Annotated in this window: 16 protein-coding genes and 1 pseudogene; 8 read left to right on the top strand and 9 right to left on the bottom strand. The window is 71.5% G+C overall.

Features of this window, described 5'->3' with window-relative positions; genetic code table 11:
* Positions 1–157: 157 nt before the first annotated feature.
* The 4 genes and pseudogenes from OG488_RS31385 to OG488_RS31370 all read right to left on the bottom strand — a co-directional run bounded on the left by OG488_RS31385 (position 158) and on the right by OG488_RS31370 (position 4,761).
* Positions 158–2,380, bottom strand: coding sequence for an NADP-dependent isocitrate dehydrogenase (locus tag OG488_RS31385; protein WP_329235069.1), 2,223 nt, complete (start codon positions 2,378–2,380; stop codon positions 158–160).
* A 137-nt stretch (positions 2,381–2,517) separates the two neighbouring features.
* Positions 2,518–2,651 (bottom strand): annotated as a pseudogene (locus OG488_RS31380) (DNA-binding response regulator); the annotation flags it as partial.
* 69 nt (positions 2,652–2,720) lie between these two features.
* Positions 2,721–4,205 carry an amidase gene (locus OG488_RS31375; RefSeq protein ID WP_329235066.1) on the bottom strand — a complete coding sequence of 495 codons (1,485 nt, stop codon included), beginning with the start codon at positions 4,203–4,205 and terminating at the stop codon, positions 2,721–2,723.
* Between the two features lie 193 nt (positions 4,206–4,398).
* Positions 4,399–4,761: a hypothetical protein gene (locus OG488_RS31370; protein ID WP_329239137.1), complete on the bottom strand. Its 363-nt coding sequence runs from the start codon at positions 4,759–4,761 to the stop codon at positions 4,399–4,401.
* A gap of 261 nt (positions 4,762–5,022) precedes the next feature.
* Here OG488_RS31370 and OG488_RS31365 point away from each other — a divergent pair, with 261 nt between their 5' ends.
* On the top strand, positions 5,023–5,364 hold the full coding sequence (locus OG488_RS31365; RefSeq protein ID WP_329235063.1) for a chaplin: 342 nt from the start codon (positions 5,023–5,025) through the stop codon (positions 5,362–5,364).
* Positions 5,365–5,551: 187 nt separating this feature from the next.
* Here OG488_RS31365 and OG488_RS31360 read toward each other — a convergent pair whose 3' ends face one another.
* The 4 genes from OG488_RS31360 to OG488_RS31345 form a co-directional block, all read right to left on the bottom strand.
* Positions 5,552–6,178 (bottom strand): SMI1/KNR4 family protein, encoded by a 627-nt coding sequence (locus tag OG488_RS31360; protein ID WP_329235060.1) that lies wholly within the window; start codon positions 6,176–6,178, stop codon positions 5,552–5,554.
* A 252-nt stretch (positions 6,179–6,430) separates the two neighbouring features.
* Positions 6,431–6,859 carry a restriction endonuclease gene (locus OG488_RS31355; RefSeq protein WP_329235057.1) on the bottom strand — a complete coding sequence of 143 codons (429 nt, stop codon included), beginning with the start codon at positions 6,857–6,859 and terminating at the stop codon, positions 6,431–6,433.
* Complete coding sequence (locus OG488_RS31350; protein WP_329235054.1) at positions 6,856–7,038, bottom strand: hypothetical protein; 183 nt, start codon at positions 7,036–7,038, stop codon at positions 6,856–6,858. The genes OG488_RS31355 and OG488_RS31350 overlap by 4 nt, the downstream gene beginning before the upstream one ends.
* Before the next feature lie 197 nt (positions 7,039–7,235).
* On the bottom strand, positions 7,236–8,123 hold the full coding sequence (locus OG488_RS31345; protein WP_329235051.1) for a DUF4394 domain-containing protein: 888 nt from the start codon (positions 8,121–8,123) through the stop codon (positions 7,236–7,238).
* 373 nt (positions 8,124–8,496) lie between these two features.
* On the opposite strand from OG488_RS31345, the gene OG488_RS31340 reads away from it, so the two are divergent.
* Entirely contained in the window at positions 8,497–9,258 is a 762-nt protein-coding gene (locus OG488_RS31340; protein WP_329235048.1) for a hypothetical protein, read from the top strand.
* A 3-nt stretch (positions 9,259–9,261) separates the two neighbouring features.
* Here the strand turns inward: OG488_RS31340 and OG488_RS31335 are convergent, their stop codons facing one another.
* Positions 9,262–9,726 carry a MarR family winged helix-turn-helix transcriptional regulator gene (locus tag OG488_RS31335; protein WP_329235045.1) on the bottom strand — a complete coding sequence of 155 codons (465 nt, stop codon included), beginning with the start codon at positions 9,724–9,726 and terminating at the stop codon, positions 9,262–9,264.
* Positions 9,727–10,409: 683 nt separating this feature from the next.
* Here OG488_RS31335 and OG488_RS31330 point away from each other — a divergent pair.
* From OG488_RS31330 to OG488_RS31305, 6 genes are all read left to right on the top strand, one after another.
* Positions 10,410–12,173 (top strand): non-ribosomal peptide synthetase, encoded by a 1,764-nt coding sequence (locus OG488_RS31330; protein WP_329235042.1) that lies wholly within the window; start codon positions 10,410–10,412, stop codon positions 12,171–12,173.
* Between the two features lie 102 nt (positions 12,174–12,275).
* Positions 12,276–16,883 (top strand): non-ribosomal peptide synthetase, encoded by a 4,608-nt coding sequence (locus tag OG488_RS31325; RefSeq protein ID WP_329235039.1) that lies wholly within the window; start codon positions 12,276–12,278, stop codon positions 16,881–16,883.
* Positions 16,884–16,964: 81 nt separating this feature from the next.
* Positions 16,965–18,182 (top strand): 3-deoxy-7-phosphoheptulonate synthase, encoded by a 1,218-nt coding sequence (locus OG488_RS31320; protein WP_329235037.1) that lies wholly within the window; start codon positions 16,965–16,967, stop codon positions 18,180–18,182.
* The gene (locus OG488_RS31315; RefSeq protein ID WP_329235034.1) at positions 18,179–20,203 is read left to right on the top strand and encodes an anthranilate synthase family protein; all 2,025 of its coding nucleotides are present in this window, start codon (positions 18,179–18,181) and stop codon (positions 20,201–20,203) included. The genes OG488_RS31320 and OG488_RS31315 overlap by 4 nt, the downstream gene beginning before the upstream one ends.
* Positions 20,190–20,786 (top strand): flavin reductase family protein, encoded by a 597-nt coding sequence (locus tag OG488_RS31310; protein ID WP_329235031.1) that lies wholly within the window; start codon positions 20,190–20,192, stop codon positions 20,784–20,786. Before OG488_RS31315 ends, OG488_RS31310 begins: the two co-directional genes overlap by 14 nt.
* Positions 20,787–20,791: 5 nt before the next feature.
* On the top strand, positions 20,792–22,369 hold the full coding sequence (locus OG488_RS31305) for a 4-hydroxyphenylacetate 3-hydroxylase family protein (RefSeq protein ID WP_405691224.1): 1,578 nt from the start codon (positions 20,792–20,794) through the stop codon (positions 22,367–22,369).
* The last annotated feature ends 3 nt before the right edge of the window (positions 22,370–22,372 follow it).

Genomic DNA, 22,372 nt, shown 5'->3' with positions numbered 1-22,372 from the left:
CGGCTGACCCGCACCCCCGCCCCGACCACGCACGACCGCCCCGGCGGGCGGATGCCTGCCGGGGCGGTCGTGCGTACGTGCGCGGTCGTGCGTACCGGTGCGGTACGTGCGCGGTCGTGCGTACCGGTGCGCGGCCGTGGCCCGCTGCCGGAGGGGATCAGCCCAGCGTCGCGATGGCCTTGTTGAAGGTGGCCGACGGACGCATGACGGCCTCCGCCTTCGCCGGGTCGGGCTGGTAGTAGCCGCCGATGTCGGCGGGCTTGCCCTGGACGGCGACGAGCTCGTCGACGATGGTCTGCTCCTGCTCGGACAGCGTCTTGGCGAGCGGTCCGAACGCCTCGGCGAGCGCGGCGTCGGCGGTCTGCCGCGCCAGCTCCTGGGCCCAGTAGAGCGCCAGGTAGAAGTGGCTGCCGCGGTTGTCGATGCCGCCGAGCTTGCGGCTCGGGGACTTGTCCTCGTTGAGGAAGGTGCCCGTGGCCTTGTCCAGGGTGTCGGCGAGCACCTTGGCGCGCGCGTTGTCCGTGGTGGTGGCCAGGTGCTCGAAGCTCACGGCGAGCGCGAGGAACTCACCCAGGCTGTCCCAGCGCAGGTAGTCCTCCTTGACCAGCTGCTGGACGTGCTTGGGGGCGGAGCCGCCGGCGCCCGTCTCGAACAGTCCGCCGCCGTTCATGAGCGGGACGACGGAGAGCATCTTCGCGCTGGTGCCCAGCTCGAGGATGGGGAACAGGTCGGTGAGGTAGTCACGCAGCACGTTGCCGGTGACCGAGATCGTGTCCTCGCCGCGGCGGATGCGCTCCAGGGAGAACGCGGTCGCCTCCTCCGGCGTGCGGATGGAGATGTCCAGACCGTCGGTGTCGTGCTCGGCCAGGTAGGTGTTGACCTTGGCGATGAGGTTGGCGTCGTGCGCGCGGCCCTCGTCGAGCCAGAACACGGCCGGGTTGCCGGTCGCGCGGGCGCGGGTGACGGCGAGCTTGACCCAGTCCTGGATCGGGAGGTCCTTGGTCTGGCACATCCGGAAGATGTCACCGGCGCCGACGGCCTGCTCCAGCACGACGTCGCCCTTGCCGTCGACGACCCGCACCGTACCGGTGGTGGGGATCTCGAAGGTCTTGTCGTGGCTGCCGTACTCCTCGGCCTTCTGCGCCATCAGACCGACGTTGGGTACGGAGCCCATGGTCGACGGGTCGAAGGCGCCGTTGGCGCGGCAGTCGTCGAGGACGACCTGGTAGACGCCCGCGTAGCTGCTGTCCGGCAGGACGGCGAGGGTGTCCGCCTCGTTGCCGTCCGGGCCCCACATGTGACCGGACGTACGGATCATGGCCGGCATGGAGGCGTCGACGATGACGTCGCTCGGCACGTGCAGGTTGGTGATGCCCTTGTCGGAGTCGACCATCGCCAGGGCGGGGCCCTCGGCGAGCTCGGCCTCGAAGGACGCCTTGACCTCGGCGCCGACGTCCGGCAGGGAGTCGAGGCCCTTGAGGATGCCGCCGAGGCCGTCGTTCGGGGTCAGGCCGGCCGACGCGAGCACGTCACCGTACTTGGCGAAGGTGTTCGGGAAGAACGCGCGGACCACGTGGCCGAAGATGATCGGGTCGGAGACCTTCATCATCGTGGCCTTGAGGTGCACGGAGAACAGGATGTCCTCGGCCTTGGCGCGTGCGACCTGCGCGGTGAAGAACTCACGCAGCGCGGCGACGCGCATGACGGCCGCGTCCACGACCTCGCCGGCGAGGACCGGGACGGACTCGCGCAGGACGGTGGTGGTGCCGTCGTCGCCCGCGAGCTCGATGCGCAGCGATCCGGCCGCGTCGATGACGACGGACTTCTCCGTCGAGCGGAAGTCGTCGACGCCCATCGTGGCGACGTTCGTCTTCGAGTCGGCGGTCCAGGCGCCCATGCGGTGCGGGTGCGCCTTGGCGTAGTTCTTGACCGACGCGGGGGCGCGGCGGTCGGAGTTGCCCTCACGCAGGACGGGGTTGACGGCGCTGCCCTTGACCTTGTCGTACCGGGCGCGGACGTCCTTGTCCTCGTCGGTGCGCGGGTCGTCCGGGTAGTCCGGAAGCGCGTAGCCCTGCTCCTGGAGCTCGGCGATCGCGGCCTTGAGCTGCGGGATCGAGGCCGAGATGTTGGGCAGCTTGATGATGTTCGCGCCGGGAGTCCTGGCCAGCTCACCGAGCTCGGCGAGCGCGTCATCGATACGCTGGTCGGCCTTGAGACGCTCCGGGAAGCCGGCGATGATCCGCCCCGCCAGCGAGATGTCACGGCGCTCCACCGTGACACCCGCGGTCGAGGCGTACGCCTCGATGACCGGCAGGAACGAGTACGTCGCCAGGGCAGGGGCCTCGTCGGTGTGCGTATAGATGATGGTCGAGTCAGTCACCGGGTGCTCCGCTCCACGTCTGCAACATTGCTTGACATCAAGATATCTCCTGACCGCCCCCCTCTCCACAGTGGCCCGCGCCCATGGTGGCGGAACCGGTCACTCCCGTCCGCCGGAGCCCGGAGCGCCGGGGGCCTGCGCGCTTCGACCAGCCCGGACTCGTGGGCGAGGACGAGCAGCTGGGCGCGGTCGCGGGCGCCCGGCTGGTCATGGCCCGGCTGATGTGGGTCTTGGCCGTGAACGGGCTGACCACCATGTGGACGGCGATCTCCGCGTCGGTCGGACGCCCTCCGGTCCCGCGAGGCCCCGAGATGTCCTGCGGGGGCCGGGATCCGGGTGGTCAGCGTCCGCCGGCCGCGCTGAGCGCCGGCGGCCGGTGCTCGTACCAGCGGCGGTCGTCCTCCAGCTGGGCGGCGAGGGAGATGAGCCGCGCCTCGCTGCGCGAGGGACCGAGCAATTGGGCGCCGAGGGGCAGGCCGTCGTGGGTGAACCCCGCCGGGACGTTGACGCCGGGCCAGCCGAGGACGTTCCACGGCCAGGCGTACGGGCAGGCGGAGGTCATCGCGAGGTCGGTGCGCCAGGCGCTGAGCCGGTCGAAGGCACCGATCCGCGGCGGCGGGGCGGCCGTGGTCGGGGTGAGCAGCACGTCGTATCCGGGGCCGCCGCGTGCCGGGGCGTCGAAGAAGGCGCCGATCCTCGCGTGCTGGCGCACCTCCCGTGCGCGGGCGGCGCGTACGACCCGGCCGCCGAGGCGGGTCCCGGTGCGCAGGGCACTGCGGGTGCGCGGGTCCAGGAGGCCGGGTTCGGGGTGCAGCGCGGCGAGTTCGGCGATGCCCGCGGTGGCGCGCGGGACGAAGGAGAGGCCGATCAGACCGTAGCGGGGGCGCGCCTCCTCGACGTGGTGGCCGAGCCGGGACAGCGTTTCGGCGACCGCGGTGACGGCGCGCAGGACCTCCGGGTGCGGCACGTTGTGGGTGAGGGTGAGCGGAGGCCGCAGCGCGAGGCCGATGCGGAGCCTGCCGGGGTCGCGGCGTGCCGCGGCGGACGCGTCGACGGCCGGCGGCCGGTGCGGGTCACGGGGGTGCGGACCCGCGGCCGCGTCCAGGAGCAGGGCGGCGTCGGCCACCGTACGGGCGAGGGGGCCGTTGACGGTGAGGCCCTGGAAGGCGTCGCTGCGGGGGTGCACGGAGATCCGGCCGCGCTGCGGCTTGATGCCGACGAGGTGCGTCCAGGCGGCGGGGATGCGGATGGATCCCGCGCCGTCCGAACCGAGCGCCGCGGGGACGAGCCCGGCCGCGACGGCCGCCGCCGAGCCTCCGGACGAACCTCCGGGCGTGTGCGCCGTGCTCCAGGGGTTACGGGTGACGCCGAAGGCGGGCCCCTCGGTGAAGGCCCACTGACCGAGCTCGCAGGAGTTGGTCTTGCCCACGACGACGGCGCCGGCGGCCCGCAGCCTGCGGACGGCCTCGCTGTCGGCGACGGCGGGAGGCAGGACGCCGTCGCAGCCGAAGTAGGTGGGCATGCCCTCGACGTCGGTGTCGTCCTTGACCGCGACCGGGACCCCGAGCAGCGGCAGCCGCTCCCCCGCCGCCAGCCGCCGGTCGGCGTCGGCGGCCTCGGCGAGCGCGGCGTCGACGCGCAGCTGGCGGAAGGCGTTCAGGGTGTGACGGCTCGCCTCGATCCGTGCGAGCGCCGCGGCGACCAGCGCGGTGGAGGTCGTACGGCCCTCGGCCAGGTCCCGCGCGCTCTCCGCGAGCCCGGGCTGGACGGGCGGCTCCGCGGGCCTGATCGGTCCGGTCCGCTCCGTGGGGTCTGCTGAGGACATCGCCACCGCCTCCTCGCGTCCGCCGGAGCACCGGCCCCGGGGTCGCCCGGGGTCCACCCGAGCGGGTCTACTGGAGAGTAACGAGGCGGGAGGCCCCGCTCAAGCACGCCGCACGCGGGTCGGCGCCCGTCTCCTCCCCGCGTGCCCCGGGAGACGACGGGCGCCGACGACGGGACGGCCGGACCGCGGGGCACTACGGCCGTACGTGGATCTCGCCGATGCCCGAACCCGGTCCGGCACGGTGGGCGGTCGACTGCCCGGACTCCCCAGGCCCGAGCGTGACGTGCTCACCGTCCACGTCGGGGGACCAGCCGCAGACCAGGTGGCCCCAGAAGGTCTGCGTGGCCGAGCCGTTGTTCCTGCACAACGTGTATCCGGTGCAGTCGTCGATCGCGTGCTTGCCGGTGTCGCACGACAGTCCGGGCGGAACGGCGACGGGCGCGACGGCCACCGCCGCCGTGGCCGGCACGGCGAGCGCGGCGGCCGTGACGGTGACGGCCGCGCCTCGCGCCGGCGCGGCTGGGTAAGCGGCCGACCGCTTGGCATCGCTCCACAGCGCCGCCGAACTCGGTGAGCGTGGCCGCCACCCCTGGAGGGGATGGGGCCGTGTCACGTCCGTGCGGGACCGGTCCGGCCGTCATCATGAGCCTGCACGGCTGGGCAACCCCGCGGCCTGCGGCCGACCACGCCGGACGCGGCCATTGAGGGGATTGGCAGCGATGGGCAGGCGCGTCGAAGAGCTCGAACCGGATGAACTTGCATGGTGAGGAAAGCTGTCGCATCGAGGCGGCCGCACTCACACACCGCAGGAGAATTCATGTTCAAGCTCGGAAGCGCAGCAGTCCTGACCGCGGCTGCAGGCGCCCTGTTGTTCGCCGGTGCGGGTGTGGCCAGCGCCGACGCCGACGCACAGGGAGTCGCCTACGGCTCCCCGGGTGTCCTGTCCGGCAACGTCGTCCAGGTCCCCATCAACATCCCCATCAACGTATGCGGCAACTCGCTGAACATCATCGGCGCCCTGAACCCCAGCTTCGGGAACACCTGCGTCAACGGCGACTTCGACCGTGACCACCAGGACAGCAAGGGCCACGACGACGGCAAGGGCCACGACGACAGCAAGGGCGATGACTACGGCTACTCCGGGCACGGCGGTAAGTAAGGTCTCTTGAGGCCGCCCTCTTACCTGCCTGAGGTGCTTGGGGGACTCGGTAGGGGTGCTTCCACGGCCTGGAGGTGCGGCTCCTTTTCGCTGTCCCCGGAAAAGGAGCCGCTTTCCACCGCCCGGCGTCTGCCCGGCGCGGACGCCGTCACAGCTCCGCCCTCGCGGGAATGTGGCCCGGCAGCGTTCACCAGCCGACGAGGTCCATGGAACTTCGCGCGAGCCAGTCCGTGAAGGACACCGGCTGACCGTCCAGGTGCAGAGGCAGGATCTGGTCGCAGGTGGCCCTGCCGTCGAACCACAGTGAGCCGTGGAGCGGACCGGTGACGACGAGCAGGGTCGAGAAGCCACAGCCGTTGTCCTGGATGTACACAGCGCCGGACGTCTTGCGCTCCTCGAACACCTCGTATTCGGCATCCCACTGCTCACGCACTGCCTGGTAGGCATGGTGGTCCGGGAAGTCCTCCGCCGGCGGCTCGCGCGCGATCAGCTCGTCCTCGTAGGCGCGGTAGGAGTCAGGATGCGGAAAGGCGGTGGCGAGCAGGGCGTAGTTGGTGTCCGAGTCCCGATGCCAGCCCCAGCCTGCCGCGGAGCGGCACAGGCGCTTCACCGCGTCACCGGCGTCCTGCCGGAACAAGTACGCGCGGTACGGGTCCGGGAACGCGATGCCCAACTCCGCCTCCGCTTCGCAGATCTCCGCTTCGGACAGCGGCGCCGCCGGGCGGGCACCCTGCTGCACGGGGGAAGAGCCGAGCGCGTCAAAGCGCCGCCCCCGGGCAACGCGTCGTGCTTCCGCTATCCAGTCGGTCGTCATACGGATGAGGTTAGACCGAGCGATCCGTCCGGACTCCGCCGTGACGTGGGAACGCTTCGCCAGGTCCTCAAGGTGTGAAGAAGACGCAGGTTCGTGCTGCCGGTCGCATCGTGAGATCGCGCTCGGTCTGCTCGGACTTCGCGATCTCCTGGATCTCGCGACGCTCGGGCAGCGTGAACGTCTTCGGGCAGCCGCCGGAGCGCCGTCCAGCCCTGTGATCGGTCTGGCCCGGCCCACCGTGCAGGTCACCGCTCACTTCTGCCGGTCATCGCACCCCGAGGCCGACCGGACGGAGCCACGGATCGGTGGGACGGGTTCTGTCAGGCGGTCAAGCCGTTCGTAGAGGGCCCGCACGAGACGGGCGCGGTCCTGTGTGCAGCGGGCGGTGCCCTCTATCGGTGCGGTCAGGCGTGCGGTGGCTTCACGGAGGACGATTTCGGCAAGGGCGCCGCGGCCGTCACCCTTCGGCAGGGCGGAGGCTCGGCACTGGATGGCGGCGGCGACCGCCCGTGCGTGACCGGTCAGTTGGAGCACGATCTGTTCGTAGTCGCAGGGGGTGAGGTTCGGTTTCCTCCACGCGAGGACGGCGGTGATGAGGGCCTCGTACGGAGCGCGGTCCGGTGGGGGTTCGGCTGCGGTCGGACCGTGGGGGTCCTGGAGGGCGGCGTGGGTGTCGCTCACCGGTACCTCGCCGCCCTGTCGTGGTCACCGCTGTCGGGGGCTGCCGGGGTGGGAGGCGCGAGGAAGCGGGCGTAGCCGCGGTCGGCGCGTGCCAGCAAGGCCGCGGAGGGTCGGCCGAAGGCGGGAGGCCGGAGGCCGCGTCCTCCCGGTGCGGGTCCGGCGGGTGTGGGTGCGCTCATGGGCTGCCTTCTGTCGCTCGTCACGTCGGTGTGATTCGACGCCGTGGAGAAGGCGGATTGGTCCTGGACGCACATGCGGTTCATCGCGGAGCTGGATGGCGGAGCGGCGGCGTGGCCGTCACGCGCCTCGTCTGCCGTCACACGGTTCGTCCGCGCCGGTGTCGGCGGAGTCTCCGCCGGCACCGGCGCGGTCCTTCTCAGTTCTGGTTCTGGTTCTGGTTCAGCGGGAGTGCGATGTCGACGACCTGGCGGCCGACCGGGAACGAGCCGACGAGGGACGCCCTGCCCTGGAGAACGTTCACCTGGTAGAAGCGCTGCTTCCCGCCGGTGGACAGCGCTGCGAAGCCGCGGTTGGAGCCGTCGGAGGGCTTGTAGTAGATGTCGAACCCGGCCCAGGGTCCGGTGTTCACTCCCAGGTTTCCGGTGGGGGCGAGTGTGCCGGCGTTGGCCGGGGACTGGAGGGAGACCCGGTCGTTGACCGTGTCGATGTCGAACAGGGTGGTGGCGGTGGCCGCGTCGAGGTCGTTGTTGGTGTAGGCGGCCCCCGTGACGCCGAGCGCGGTCGACGGCGGCGTGGTCGGGTTGGTGAGAGTGCCGTCGACGGTGGTGGTGCGCGGTGCGGCCGGGTCGTCGATGTTGTGGCGCAGGTTCTGGCCGGTGTCGCTGATGACACGCAGGCGGTTGGCGGCGGGGTTGAAGTCGACGCCGAAGTTGTTGCCCGCGAGCGCGACGGTGAGCTGGGAGACCTTGACCGCCCGGGCCTCGCTGTTCACGGTGTAGACGCCGCCCCGGTCGCCGACGCCGTAGAGCTTGCCGTTCTGGACCCGGAAGTCGATGCCGACGAGCTTCCTGTCCGCCCTCAGGCCGGAGACCTCGCCGAACGACCAGCTCTCGGCGGGGCGGGTGACCTGGAAGCCGACCAGGCGCTGGTCGGCGGTCAGCCCCACGCTGATGAGGCCCGCCGACGCCGCCCGCCCGCGTGGGCCGAACGGGGTGGGCTCGGTTCCGGCCGATGCGAGAGCGGGAGCCCCGAGGGACAACGCGATGGCGCCGGCGGCGGCGGCCGACAGAAGACGAGTACGCACGGTTGCACTCCGAACGGTAGTCGGCCCGCCCACGGAACGGAGCGGGTCCACCCTTCACTTCGACGCCACCTTCACCCCGGATTGGACGTAAGGCGCAATACACCCCGGACAGCCCACAAAGACGCATCTGCATCCGGCCGCTCAGGGGACCGACAGACTCGACCCGGACAGGTCGCGTCGACGGAGGGCTTCTCCCGGGACATGAGCGCTCTCCCCACCTTCCGTGACCGAGAACAGCGCCAAGCCTCACCCTCCGCACACCCGGCCACCGCGCACGCGACCGTACGCGGGCGTACGCTCGCTGGAAGGGGTCGATCCCCCGCGAATCCGGCTCGCGAAGGTCCTGACCAGGGACGTTTTCCGAGGAGGCGCCGTGACAGGTCAGCGCATCGCCGCACGTGCCGCAGCCTGCGCGGCGGTCGTGGCACTCGCCGTCACCACGGGTACGGCGGCTCACGCCGACGACGACTTCGAGTCGCTCACCGCCCAGCAGATCGCCGACCGCTCCCGCGACGCCCTGCTCGGCGCCCGGTCCCTCCACCTGCGGGCACAGGGCGACCTGGGCGAGGGCCGGACCCCGATGACGATCGACCTGACCCTCGACCGGGCGGGCAACTGCGCGGGCGACATCGAGCTGGGCAAGGGCAAGGGCACCGTCGAGATCGTCAAGCGGGGGGACGACGTCTGGGTCAAGCCGGACGCGGACTTCTGGGAGAACCAGGTCCCGATCGGCGGCGAGACCTTCGAATCCATCCTCGACGGGCGGTACCTGAAGGGCGAGGTATCCGACTCGAGGCTGCGCCCCGCCGTGTCGGCCTGCGACCTGGACACGTACCGCGATCTCGTCTCGGAGAACGCGGACCCGGCCGAGGGGACGTTGACGAAGGGCGAGGTGACGACGGTCGACGGTGTGCGGACGGTCCCGGTCACCAGGAAGGACGGCAGCCGGACGACGACGGCCTACGTGGACACCGAAGGCGCGCACCATCCGGTGCGGATAACCCTGCGGGGCGACAGCGCGGACGCGGCCGTGGACCTCTCACGCTTCGACAGGCCGGTCCCCACGGCCACTCCGTCCCCGGACGAGACGGTGGACGTCAGCACGCTCCTCGGCAAGACCTCGGCACCCACCTGAGGCTCACCGCGCGGGTTCGTCCTCCATGGCCGCGGCGACCTTCTCGCAGAGCTCCGCGAACAGGGCGCCCTCACCCTCGGTCAGCACGGAGGCGGCGAGCCGTCCGATGTCCTGGCGGCCCCGGGCGACCCGGGCGAGAAACGCCTCGCCCTCGGGAGTGAGGGAGGTGCTCAGTTCTCGCCGGTCCTCCCCCGACGCCGTCTGGGTCACCAGGTTCAGGTCCTTGAGCACCCGCAGGGCCTTCGACGTGGACTGCCGGGAGACGTCCAGCGCGGCGCTCAGCTCGGAAGGCCTCATGGCGCCCCGCACGCGCAGCAGCTCCAGGACGTCGTACTGGTGCCAGTTGACGCCCTCGGGGTTGGCGCGTGACCGCCGCGCGACCAGGAGGCACTGAAGGTGGATCAGGGCGGCCTCCAGACCGCTGGGTCCCGAGGGCCAGGGGGACATCGAGCCGTCTCGTTGAGTCATGGGTGCTTTCCGGTACGGAGGATTACCGGTGGGGGACGTTCCACACTATCAAGGGGCCACGCCGATGACAGGGCGGAAGCCCGCGGACCCCGTCGGGCCGGGCTCCGCGCGATCCACCGTGCCGCCGGACGGGCCACAGGTCGGACGTGGTGCCACGCCCGGGTCGGACGCGCGGCCACACCCGTGGCCGAGGGCGGCCGCGAAAAATGGTTGCCCTGAGGACATCATCAGGAGCGTGCGAGTCCGAACCCGGGGTACCGGAGTCCATGGACCGGTCGGGGCCGGCCGACCGCAACGCCCCGAAGGACGAGGCTACTTCCGTACGGGAGCAGTCGCATCGGCCCGGCCCGCACCGGGTCAGGGAAGCCTCGCCTGTCTCTTTTTCTCCTTCGGCAGGGGTCCGTGAGCGGCCCTGATATCCGACCAACCGGCCCCGCACCAAAGGAGTTTGACTTCGATACCGTTCTGTGATTAGCATCGGTTTCCAAGTGGAAACCATATTTTCAGCCACATGCTGAAGAGTTGAATGCCCAGGCTCACGATTTCCCGCAGTACGCCCCGGCGAGATCGCTGAAGCCATTCCTTCGGACAGCACGCCGAGGAGATCAGCGATGACGGAGAACAGTTCCTCCCCTTTATTAACGAGCCCCCCTCTTGTCCTTACCGCTCTGTTCGAAGAAGCGGTGCGGAACAACCGAGAGGCCGTGGCTGTGGCGCACGGCGCGCAACGCGTCACGTACGACCAGCTCAACCGGCGGGCCAATCGCATGGCACGTCTTCTCGCCGGCCAAGGGGTGACGAAGGGCGACCGTGTCGGCGTGCACATGCGCCGGTCCCCGGACCTCTACGCCGTCCTGCTCGCGGCTCTCAAGGCCGGCGGGTGCGTGGTGCCGCTCGACCCCGCGCATCCCACGGAGTTCGTCGGCCGCATCCTCGGTGAGGCCGACACGTCACTGGTGGTCTGCGACGACCCGGACGGCCTCCCCCCCGGCGCCCGTGAGGGCGGTCTCTCCCTGGACGACCTCGTGCGGCGGAGTGAGGGTCTGGACGACGGTGACACGGATCTCGGCATCGGGCCGGAGGACACCGCGTTCCTCATGTACACCTCCGGGTCCACGGGAACACCCAAGGGTGTCCGGATCGCGCACCGCGGACTGGCCCGCCTGGGCCCGCACAGCGGCGCCCTCGCGATCACCCCGCAGGACGGCCTGACCCAGTCGGCCGCCTTCTCCTTCGCCGCCTCGACCATCGAGATCTGGCTCGCCCTGCTGCACGGCGCCACACTGCTGCCGATGCCGCCCGGGCTGCCGTCGCTCCCCGTGCTGCGCGACGCCGTGGAGGAGCGGGGCGCGACCGTGCTCAGTCTTCCGTGCGGCCTGTTCAACGCCCTGGTCGACCACGAGCCGGAGTGCCTGAGGAAGGTCCGGATCGTGCTGCTGAGCGGCGACTTCCCCTCTCCCGCCCACCTGCGCAAGGCCTTGGCCCACACCGACGCGACCCTCTACAACGGCTACGGCTGCACGGAGAACTCCTCGATCACCGCCCTGTACCCGCTGACCTCCGCCGACGAGGTGGACGGCGCGGGCATGGTGCCGATCGGCAGGCCGCTCCCGACGGTCACGCTGGAGGTGTACGGCCCCGAGATGCGCCCCTGCGACACCGACGAGGTGGGGGAACTGTGCGTGGGCGGGACCGGTGTGGCCCAGGGGTACGCGGGCCGACCGGAACTGACCGCCGAGAAGTTCACCGCGGCACCGGACGGCGGGCTGCTCTACCGCACGGGCGACCTCGCACGCAGGAACGCGGACGGCGACGTCGTGCTCGTCGGGCGGTCCGACAGCATGGTGAAGATCCGCGGCTTCCGGGTGGAGACCAGCGCCGTCACCCTGGCGATGCGCTCACTCGAAGGGATCGGGGACGCGGCGGTGAAGGCGTTCGAGGACGACGCCCGGGAGAAACGTCTCGTCGCCTTCTACACCACCCGTGACGGCGCACCCGCCGATCCCTCGGACCTGGTCCGCCGGCTCTCCTCGCAGCTGCCCTCCTACATGGTCCCCTCCACCTTCCGTCACCTCGGGACGATGCCGACCAACGTGAACGGAAAGATCGACCGCACCGCACTCACCCTTCCCGGGCGGTCCGGTGCCCCGGACCGGAAGTCCACCGAAGAGAAAGGCCGAACAGCTATGCAGAATCCTCTCGAAGCAGTCGTCCTGCAGTCCTGGATCGAGATCTCCGGAATGGAGGGCTTCTCGACCACCGACTCCTTCCTCGGCCATGGCGGGAACTCCCTCCATTTCGTGCAACTGGCCTCCCGTCTGCAGAAGATATTCGGGATCGAGATCACCACCGAATCGGTATTCCGGCACGGCACGGTGGAACAGCTGGCCCGTTTCATCGAGGAGAGCCGCAATCAGGAGGCGAGCACCTCGACGTCCGGCGGCTGACGGAGTTCCCGACAGCGGCCGGCACACGCACTGCACGGTCGCGTTACGTCTCCGGAGGGCGACGGAACCGTGAACAATCCCCTTACCTCGGCAATACTAGAATTGGCGCGGAGAACGCTCCGGGCGCCCGGCCTCGGGCCGGATCAGGAATTCTCGGACCACTGCGACGATCCCGGGCGGCTGGACGAACTGGGCGCGGTCCTGCGGACCGTGTTCGCCGTGGATCTGCCGTCCGCCGGCCTCCGCGGTGAGGACACCGCGGCGGCGTTGGCCGAACGCACCGCCCGGGGGCGCCCTGGTCCCCGCGGGCACGAGCTGGAGGCAGGCTCCGCGCCGCGGACCGGCGGCACGACGGAGGCCTCGTTCGGCCAGAGCGGTATCTGGCTCATCGACCAGTACCTCCCCACACCGGAGGCGTACAACGGGCCGTTCCTGGTCCGCCTGCCGTTCCGGCTCGACGGGGAGCGGCTGCGCCGCTCCGTCGCCGGGGTGCTGCGCCGGCAGGAAGTGCTGCGCACCACCTACGCGTTACGCGACGCCCGGCTCCTCCAGGTCGTCTCGGACGACGACACGGCCTTCCACTACCGCGTCGAGCACTACGGCAGCGAGAAGGAACTGGACGCCATCGCCCAGCAGGTGGCGAACGTGCGCTTCGACCTGGAGCACGGGCCGGTGACGGCGGTGGCCTGTGCGCTCGGTCCGGGCGCGGAGAGCGCGATCATCTGCAACATCCACCACATCGCCTCCGACGCCGCCTCGGCCGGTGTCTTCCTGCGCGAACTCCTCGACGCCTACGACCGGATCGGGCGGGGTCTGCCCGTGGAGGCGGTGCCCGGCCGTCCGGACTACGCGGACTTCGCGCACTGGCACCGCGAGCACCTGACGCCGCGGAGGACCGGGGAACTCCTCGACGAGTGGGCCGGCCGGCTGGCCGGGGAACTGCCCGTGCTCGACCTGCCGGCGGACCGCCCGCGGCCCGCCGCGCAGGAGCACCGGGGGGCGACCGTGCCCCTGCGGGTTCCCGCCGGGGTGACCGAGCGGCTGGAGCGGCTGGCGGAACGCGAGGGCGTGACGCTGTTCATGGCGCTGCTCGCCGTGTACGGGGTGTTCCTCAGCAAGCTGACGCGTCAGGAACGCGTGCTCGTCGGCTCCCCGGTCTCGCTGCGCGACGACGCGCAGACCCGGGATCTCATCGGCTACTTCGTCAACATGGTCGTCCTGCGCCAGGACGTCACCGGCTCGATGAGCGTGCGCGAGGTCCTGGCGCGGGCACGCGAGGAGGTCACCGACGCGCTGCGGCTGAAGTGGGCCCCCTTCGACAAGGTGGTCGAGCGTCTGAGGCCCGAGCGCAACAGCGGTCACACACCGGTCGTCCAGACGATGCTCGTGCTGACCGATCCGGGTTCCGCGCAGTGCGCCCACGACGGCACACCGCTGCCGGTCCGGCGCGACATGGCCCACGGCGCGAAGTACGACCTGTCCGTGGTGTTCGCACGCGAGGAGGACGGGCTGCACGGCACGCTCGAGTACGACGCGCACCTCTTCGACGAGTCCACGGCCAGGCTGATGGGCGAGCGTCTGGGCCGGCTGGTGGACCGGCTGGCGGCGGCCGGGCCGGACACCCTCGTCCGCGATCTCGGGCTGCTGTCCGACGAGGAGGAGCGGGACCTGCTGGCCCGTGACGACCTGGTGGACGGGAGCGCGCGCCCCGTGCCGGTGGGCGAGCTGTTCGAGCGGCAGGTGTCGGCCACGCCGGACGCCGTCGCGGTGACGGACGGCTGCCGCTCGTGGACGTACCGGGAACTGGACGAACGGGCCAACCGGCTCGCCCGCGTCCTGCGCGAGGAGGGGGCGGGGCCGGGCCGCCGGGTGGGCATCAGCCTGCCGCGCTCGTCCGACATGGTCGTGGGGCTGCTCGGCGTCGTGAAGTCGGGGGCCTCCTACGTCCCGGTGGACCCGTCCTACCCGCCGGAGCGGGTGGCGTACGTCCTCGACGACTCCGGCGTCTTCCTCGTGCTCACCGACAGCACGGTGGGCGCGGAACTCCCCTCCGGAACGAAGCTGTTCGAGATCGACCGGGAAGCGGACCGGACGGCCGCGGCCGATCCCGCGACACCGGGCAGGACCAGGACCCCCGACGACGAGATCTACATGGTCCACACCTCCGGGTCGACCGGCGCCCCGAAGGGGGTGGTCATCCGGGACCGCACGGTGGGCAATCTGGTCGGCGCCCAGCACCGGATCTCCCCCTGCGGGGCCGAGGGCACCACGCTGCAGTACATGACGCTCTCCTTCGACGTCTCCGTGATGGAGATCCTGGGGACGCTGTGCGCGGGCGGGACGCTCGCCCTGATACCCGAGGAGCTCCAGAAGGACCTGCACCGGCTGGTCGCGTTCGTCGCCGAGCACCGGGTCACGCGCCTGTACCTGCCCTACATCGCGCTCCAGCGGTTCGCCGCGATCGCGGTCGCGGAGGGGCTGCGGTGCGAGGGCCTGCGCGAGGTCACCTCCGTGGGCGAGGCCCTCGTCGTCTCCCCGCAGATCCGGGAGTTCTTCGCGCGGCACCCCCGGGCGCGGCTGCTGAACATGTACGGACCCTCCGAGACCCATCTGGCGACCTGGCACGAGCTGTCCGGCGACCCCGCCGGGTGGCCCGAGGCCCCGGCCATCGGCCGTCCGGTCCAGGGCATGCGGCTGCGCGTCCTCGGACCCGACCGTGAGCTCCTCCCTCCCGGGGTCACGGGCGAGCTCCACATCGGCGGCCCGCACCTCTCGCCCGGCTACCACGCCAGGCCCGAGGAGACGGCGCTGCGCTTCGTCGCCGATCCGTACGGCGGGGCGGGCGACCTGCTCTACCGCACGGGTGACCTCGTGCGGTGGAACGCGCGCGGCGACCTGGAGTACCTGGGCCGCGCCGACGACCAGATCAAGATCCGCGGGTACCGCATCGAACCCACCGAGGTCGAGGCCGCCCTCGACGCACTGGACGGGGTGCGGAGCTCGGCGGTGGTGGCGGTCGAGTTCGGAGCGGGCGACCGGCGGCTCGTCGCCGCGGTCACGGGGGACGGCGCCGCCGCCGACGGGCGGCTGCGGGCCGCTCTGGCCACGCGGCTGCCGGACTACATGCTCCCCGCGCACCTCGTCCGCCTGGACCGGCTCCCCACCTCCCCCAGCGGGAAGATCGACCGCGGCGGACTGGCCGCCAGGCTGGCCGCCGAGCTGCGCGACCACCGCGCGGACGATCGCGGCACAGCGGCGGAGCAGCCGAGGCCGGGCACCGAGCGCGAGATCGCGGACCAGTGGTCGGACGTGCTGGGAGGCGGTTCCACGGGGCGGGACGACGACTTCTTCACGCTGGGCGGCAACAGCATCATCGCCACCGAACTGGTCTACCGTCTCCGGCGGTTGTACGACATCGACATACCGCTGCGGACCCTGTTCGACAACCCCACCGTCGCCGGCATGGCCGCGCGCATCGAGGAGCGGCGCGCCGGTGACACCACGGCGTTCTCGGCTCCCGCGGCGGACCTGAGCGGCGATGTGACCCTGCCGGACACGGTACGTGCCGACGGCCGCGCCACGGTTCCGGTGGCCGACGCGACGGAGCTCCTGCTGACCGGTGCGACCGGATTCCTCGGCAGCTTCCTGCTGCGGGACCTGGCGGCCGTCCCCGGCCGCACGGTCACCTGCCTGGTGCGCGCGGCCGATGCGGGGGCCGCCCTGGAGCGGCTGCGCACGACCGCCGCCGGGTACCGCATCGCGGACGACATCGCCTGGGACCGGGTGCGTGCCGTCCCCGGGGACCTCACCCGCGCGCGCATGGGACTGTCCGACGCGGACCACCGGGAGCTGACCGCTTCGGTGCAGGTGGTCTACCACGCGGCGGCGCACATCAACTTCGTCCTCCCGTACGCCTCGGTGAAGCCGGCCAACGTCGACGGCACGCGGTCCGTGCTGGAGTTCGCCGCCACCGGGCGGCTCAAGCCGGTGCACCACATGTCGACCATCGCGGTGTTCGCCCCCGGCCAGGAAGCCGGTCCGATCACCGAGGAGGCGGTGCCCGGGACGAGCGAGGGACTCGGCATCGGTTACACCCGGAGCAAGTGGGTCGCCGAGGGGATCGTGCGGCTGGCGCGTGAACGCGGCCTGCCCGTGACCGTCTACCGCATCGGCCGGATCTCCGGCGACAGCGTCAGCGGCGCCTGCCAGGCGGACGACTTCCTCTGGCGCCAGATCAAGAGCTTCATCGAGCTCGGTTCGGCGCCGCCCGCCGAGGAGCTGACGACGGATCTGCTGCCGGTGGACTTCGTCAGCAGGGCCGTCGTGGCCCTCTCGGGCGATCCCTCCGCCGACGGCGCGACGTTCCACCTCTTCCACCCGCGCGGCTCGGACTTCACCCCGGTGCACGCCGCCGTGCGCGCGTGCGGCTACGCGCTGGACACGGTGCCGGCCGACGAGTGGCTGACGCGCCTGGAGGAGTCCGCCCGCCGCCCCGGCGGCAACGCGCTCGCCGCGGCCGTCCCGCTGTTCCGCGAAGGCGCGCTGGAACTCGGCGAGAACACGTACGGCAACGACATGACGTCCCGGCTGCTCGGACGTCTGGGGCTGCACTACCCCGACATCGACCGCCGGTCCCTCTCCCGCATGATCCGCTACTTCGGCTCGACGGGTCAGCTGGCCGACCCGCACCACGCGCGGCAGATCGCGTAGGGCAGCCGTTCAGCGGCTCCTCCGTCCCAGACATCCGCAGGCGTCCACCCCACGGGCCGCCTCAGAGCGAAGGCCGACAGCATGCTTCGAAACCCCCTGCCGAGCGCCGAGCACGACCCGTTGATCGCGTCGATGGTGACCGGACTGACGGCTCGTCAACAGCCGCAGTGGCCCGACCGTTCCGTCCTCCCCCAGGTACACGAGCGTCTGGCCGGTGAAGCGCCCCTCGTCTCGTACGACAGCGTCAAGGTCCTCGGCGAGCTGCTCGCCCGGGCCGCCGAGGGCGAGTTCTGCCTGCTCCAGGCCGGCGACTGCGTGGAGCTGACGACCGAGTGCGAACCGCGCGACATCGCCCGCAAGGTGGAGATGCTCGACGTGCTCGGGGACATCATGTGCACGAGCTCCGGGCTTCCCGTCCTGCGCGTCGGACGGATAGCGGGCCAGTTCTCGAAGCCCCGTTCCCAGGACTGGGAGACCGTGTACGAGGACCGGCTCCCGGTGTTCCGGGGCCCGGTCGTCAACGCGCCGGACCCGCATCCGACGGCCCGTACCCCCGATCCCTCCCGCATCCTCTCGGGGCTGAAGGCCGCCCGCTGCGCCGTCACCGCCATCGACGGGCTCGGGCGGGGCGAGGGCTCCCCGCCCGAGGACCGGGTGTGGACCAGTCACGAGGCGCTCCTGCTGGACTACGAACTGCCCCAGGTCCGGCGGCACGGGGAGGGCGGGAGCTACCTGGCCTCCACCCACTGGCCCTGGATCGGTGAGCGCACCCGCGGGGCGGACGACGCGCACGTGCGGCTGATGGCCGAACTGGGCAACCCGGTGGCGTGCAAGATCGGCCCGGAGGCGACGACGGACGAGGTGCTGGCCGTGTGCGCGGTGCTCGACCCGCACCGCACCCCCGGGAGGCTCACCCTCATCGCCCGGTTCGGCGCGGGGCAGGTCGCACGGGTGGCACCGCTTGTGCGGGCGGTGAAGCAGGCCGGGCACCCCGTCCTGTGGATGTGCGACCCCATGCACGGGAACACCGTGAAGACGCCCGACGGGCTCAAGACGCGCAAGCTCGACGCGATCATGTCCGAGATCCGGCAGTGCGTCGACGTGGTGTCGGAGAACTCCGGGCGGTGCGCCGGGCTCCATCTGGAGGCGTCCCCCGACGACATCTCCGAATGCGACGGGGCGGGCAGCTCCCCCGAGCCGGGCCCCGGCTACCGGAGCCTGTGCGACCCCCGGCTCAGCCTCGTCCAGGCGGTGGCCGCCGCGGCTCACTGGCGTCTTCCCGTGGGAGCGGCGGTATGAGCGCGGCCCTCGGGCACGCCGAACCGGCCTGGGCCCCCGACGCGTTGCTGCCGCCGCCGGGCCGGCCGTTCGCGGTGCTGCACCGGCCCGGGGCGGTCCGTGAGGCGCCCGTCGAGATCCTGAGCGGTCCGGTCCGCCGCGCGGACGACCTCGACGCCCTGGACCTGGACCGGCCGGGCCCGGCGGCCCGGGGCGCGGGCGGGGCGAGCACCCTGGTGCTGGCCCCCTACCGGCAGATCCGCGAGCGCGGCTTCGCCCACCCCGACGACCGCGAGCCCCTGCTGGCGATGGAGGTGCGGGAGCAACGGCGGTTACCGCTGGACCGGTTGCTGGACCTCCTGCCGGACCGGGCGCCGCGGGTGGAGGACCCCCGCTTCGACATCGGCGACGACGCGTACGCGGCCGCGGTGGACAGCATCGTGCACCGCGAGATCCACGGCGGCGAGGGCTCCAACTTCGTGCTCGCCCGCAGTCTGCACGGCCGGATCCGTGACGTCGACCGGGTCACCGCGCTGGCGGTGCTCCGCGGGCTGGTGACGGCGGAGACCGGCGCGTACTGGACGTTCCTCGTCTTCACCGGGGAGCGGTACCTGATCGGCTCCACCCCGGAGCAGCAGGTCCGCGTCCGCGGTGACCGGGTGGACATGAACCCGATCAGCGGGACCTACCGGTACCCGCGGACCGGCGCGGATCTGCCGGGAGTCCTGCGCTTCCTGGGGGACCCCAAGGAGACCGACGAGCTCTACATGGTGGTGGACGAAGAGCTCAAGATGATGACGTCCCTGTGCGGCCGGGACGTGCGGGTCTGCGGCCCGTCCCTGAAGTGGATGTCCCGGCTCGCCCACACCGAGTACTACCTCTCGGGACGCTCGGAGCGCCCGCTCGGCGAGATCCTGCGCACCACCATGCCGGCGCCGACCGTGACGGGCAGCCCGGTGGAGAACGCCTGCCGGGTGATCGAGCGGTACGAACCGCAGGGGCGCGGCTACTACAGCGGGGTCATCGCCCTGCTGGGCCACGAGGGCGGGGAGCGCCGGCTGGACGCCGCCATCATGCTGCGCACGGCGGACCTCGGTACGGACGGCGCGGTTCGGCTGACGGCGGGATCCACGGTGGTGCGGGAATCGGTGCCCGCCGAGGAGACGGCGGAGACCACGGCCAAGCTGTCCGGTCTGCTCGACGCGCTGTCCGGCCGGCGTACGGCGGACGCTCCCGTCCCGGTCCCCGCCGCCGGGCTGGCCGACGACCCCGCGGTGCGCGGCGCGCTCGCCGCGCGCAACGACGGGCTCTCGTCCTTCTGGCTCGGCGGCACCGGCGCCCCTCCTGCGGGCGCCTCGGGCGTCGCGGGGACCGCCGTCACGATCGTCGACGCCGAGGACGGTTTCACCTCCATGCTGGCCTACCAGTTGCGGTCGCTCGGGTGCGCGGTGCGCCTCGTGCCGTGGTACCGCGCGGAGGAACCCGCCGGGGCCGGTGGCGCCTCCGGCGCCGCCGGGGCCGGTGGGGCCTCGGGCGCCCGGGGCGTCGTCCTGCTCGGCCCGGGGCCCGGCGATCCGCGGGACTCCGCGAACCCGCGGGTGCGCGCCCTGCGGGCGGTGGCCGCCGAGCGGCTCGCCGGGGGTCTGCCCCTGTCCGCGGTCTGCCTCGGGCACCAGATCGTGTGCACCCTTCTGGGACTCCCCGTCGTCGAGCTGCCCGATCCGGCGCAGGGCAGGCGGCTGCGGGTACCGCTGTGGGGCAGGACGCGCATGGCCGGTTTCTACAACAGCTTCTCGGCGCGCGCCGGCGACGACCGGCTCCGTCCTGCCCTGTCCGGCTCGGCCGTCCAGGTGCAGCGCCTCGGCGACGAGGTCATCGCCCTGCGCGGACCGGCCCTGTCCACCATCCAGTTCCACGCGGAGTCGTTCCTGACCGAGGACGGCCCCGCCATCCTGGCCGGCCTGCTGACCGGTGCGCGGGCACCGGCGGAGGCGGACCGGGTGACCGTCCACGAGAGCAGGGGTACCCATGAACATGCCTGACGGGGGCGTGCGCACCGCGCCCCGGCCGATCGACCCGCGCGCACTGCGCAGTTGCATGGGCCAGTTCGCCACCGGAGTCACCGTGATCACCTGCCGGCGGGGCGACGTCGTCCACGGCACGACGGTCAACGCGTTCACCTCGGTGTCGCTGGACCCGCCCCTGGCCCTGGTGGCCCTGGACCGGCGCAGCCGCGCGGGTGCGCTGCTCCTGGAGGACGGCGGGTACGTCGTCAACATCCTCGACGAGACGCAACGCGATCTCGCCATGCACTTCGCGGGCCGCCCCATGGAGGGGCCGGTCCCGTGGGTGGACGAGAGCGGACCGCATCCGCGCCTGGCCGGCACGGTGGCCCATCTGGTCTGCCGCCCCTTCCAGGTGCACGACGGGGGCGACCACACGCTGCACATAGGCAGTGTCGACGAGTTCGAGAGCCGTCCGGGACGGCCGCTGCTGTTCCATCGCGGCGCCTTTCCCGAGCTGGCGCCCGACGAGACCGGTGAGGCCTGGTCGCAGTGCCTGGACGGCATGGACCCGGTGGAGCACTTCCACGCCCGTGACGAAACCGACGAGACGAGGGACTGACGCACATGACGGAGAAGGACGATGTGACCGGCACGGCGGCGGACTCCGGCGACCGGACGGACGGGGCACCGCGCCGCGTGACCCGGCCGATGACCGGTGACGAGTACCTGGAGAGCATCCGCGACGGCAGGGAGATCTGGGCGTACGGGGAACGGGTCGACGACGTCACGAAGCACCCGGCGTTCCGCAACACCGCGCGGATGACGGCCCGCCTGTACGACGCCCTGCACGACCCCGAGCACCACGACACGCTGACCGCGCCCACCGACACGGGCAGCGACGGCTTCACGCACAAGTTCTTCCGGGTGCCGCGCAGTGTGGAGGACATGGTCGGGGACCGGGACGCCATCGCCGAGTGGGCCCGGCTCACGTACGGCTGGATGGGACGGAGCCCGGACTACAAGGCGAGCTTCCTGGTGACGCTGGGCGCGAACCCGGAGTACTACGGGGAGTTCGCGGACAACGCCCGGCGCTGGTACACCGAGGCGCAGGAGCGGGTGCTGTTCTGGAACCACGCGGTGATCAACCCGCCCGTGGACCGCCACCGGCCGTCGGACGAGGTCGACGACGTGTTCGTGCACGTCGAGAAGGAGTGCGACGACGGCCTCGTCGTCAGCGGGGCGAAGGTGGTGGCCACGGGGTCGGCCCTGACCCACTTCAACTTCGTCGCGCACTACGGGCTGCCGGTGAAGAAGAAGGAGTTCGCCCTGGTGGCCACGTTGCCGATGGCGGCGCCGGGGGTGAAGCTGATCTGCCGTCAGTCCTACGAGCTGGCCGCCAGCCGCATGGGCAGCCCGTTCGACTACCCGCTGTCGAGCCGGCTGGACGAGAACGACACCGTCTTCATCCTGGACAAGGTGAAGATCCCCTGGGAGAACGTCTTCATCTACGGGGACACGGCGAAGGCCGGCACCTTCCTGAACACGTCCGGATTCACCCACCGGCTGACGTTCCACGGTGTCACCCGGCTCGCGGTCAAGCTCGACTTCCTGGCCGGTCTGCTGCTCAAGGGACTGGACGTGACCGGGACGAAGGATTTCCGGGGAATTCAGACCCGGGTCGGCGAGGTGCTCGCCTGGCGCAACATGTTCTGGGGCCTCAGTGACGCCATGGCGCACAATCCTCATGCGTGGCACGGCGACGGGCTCCTGCCGAATCTGGATTACGGTATGGCGTACCGCTGGTTCATGACCATCGGATATCCGCGCGTGCGCGAGATCATTCTGCAGGATCTCAGCAGCGGCCTCATCTATCTGAACTCGCACGCCAAGGATTTCCAGAACCCCGAGCTGCGCCCGCATCTGGACCGGTACATGCGGGGTTCGAACGGCTACGACTCGGTGGAGCGGGTCAAGCTGATGAAGCTGATCTGGGATTCCGTGGGCACGGAGTTCGCGGGGCGGCACGAACTGTACGAGCGGAACTACTCGGGCAACCACGAGAACGTGCGCATCGAGCTCCTGATGGCCCAGACGGCCTCCGGCCAGATCGACGGCTACCGGGGTTTCGCGGAGGAGTGCATGTCCGAGTACGACCTCGACGGCTGGACCGCTCCCGACCTGATCGGGCCCGACCACACATGAGGA

The sequence above is a fragment of the Streptomyces sp. NBC_01460 genome, assembly GCF_036227405.1.
Lineage (GTDB): Bacteria > Actinomycetota > Actinomycetes > Streptomycetales > Streptomycetaceae > Streptomyces.
Note: the sequence above shows the minus strand (reverse complement) of the source record. Positions and strands in the feature narration are given on the sequence as shown.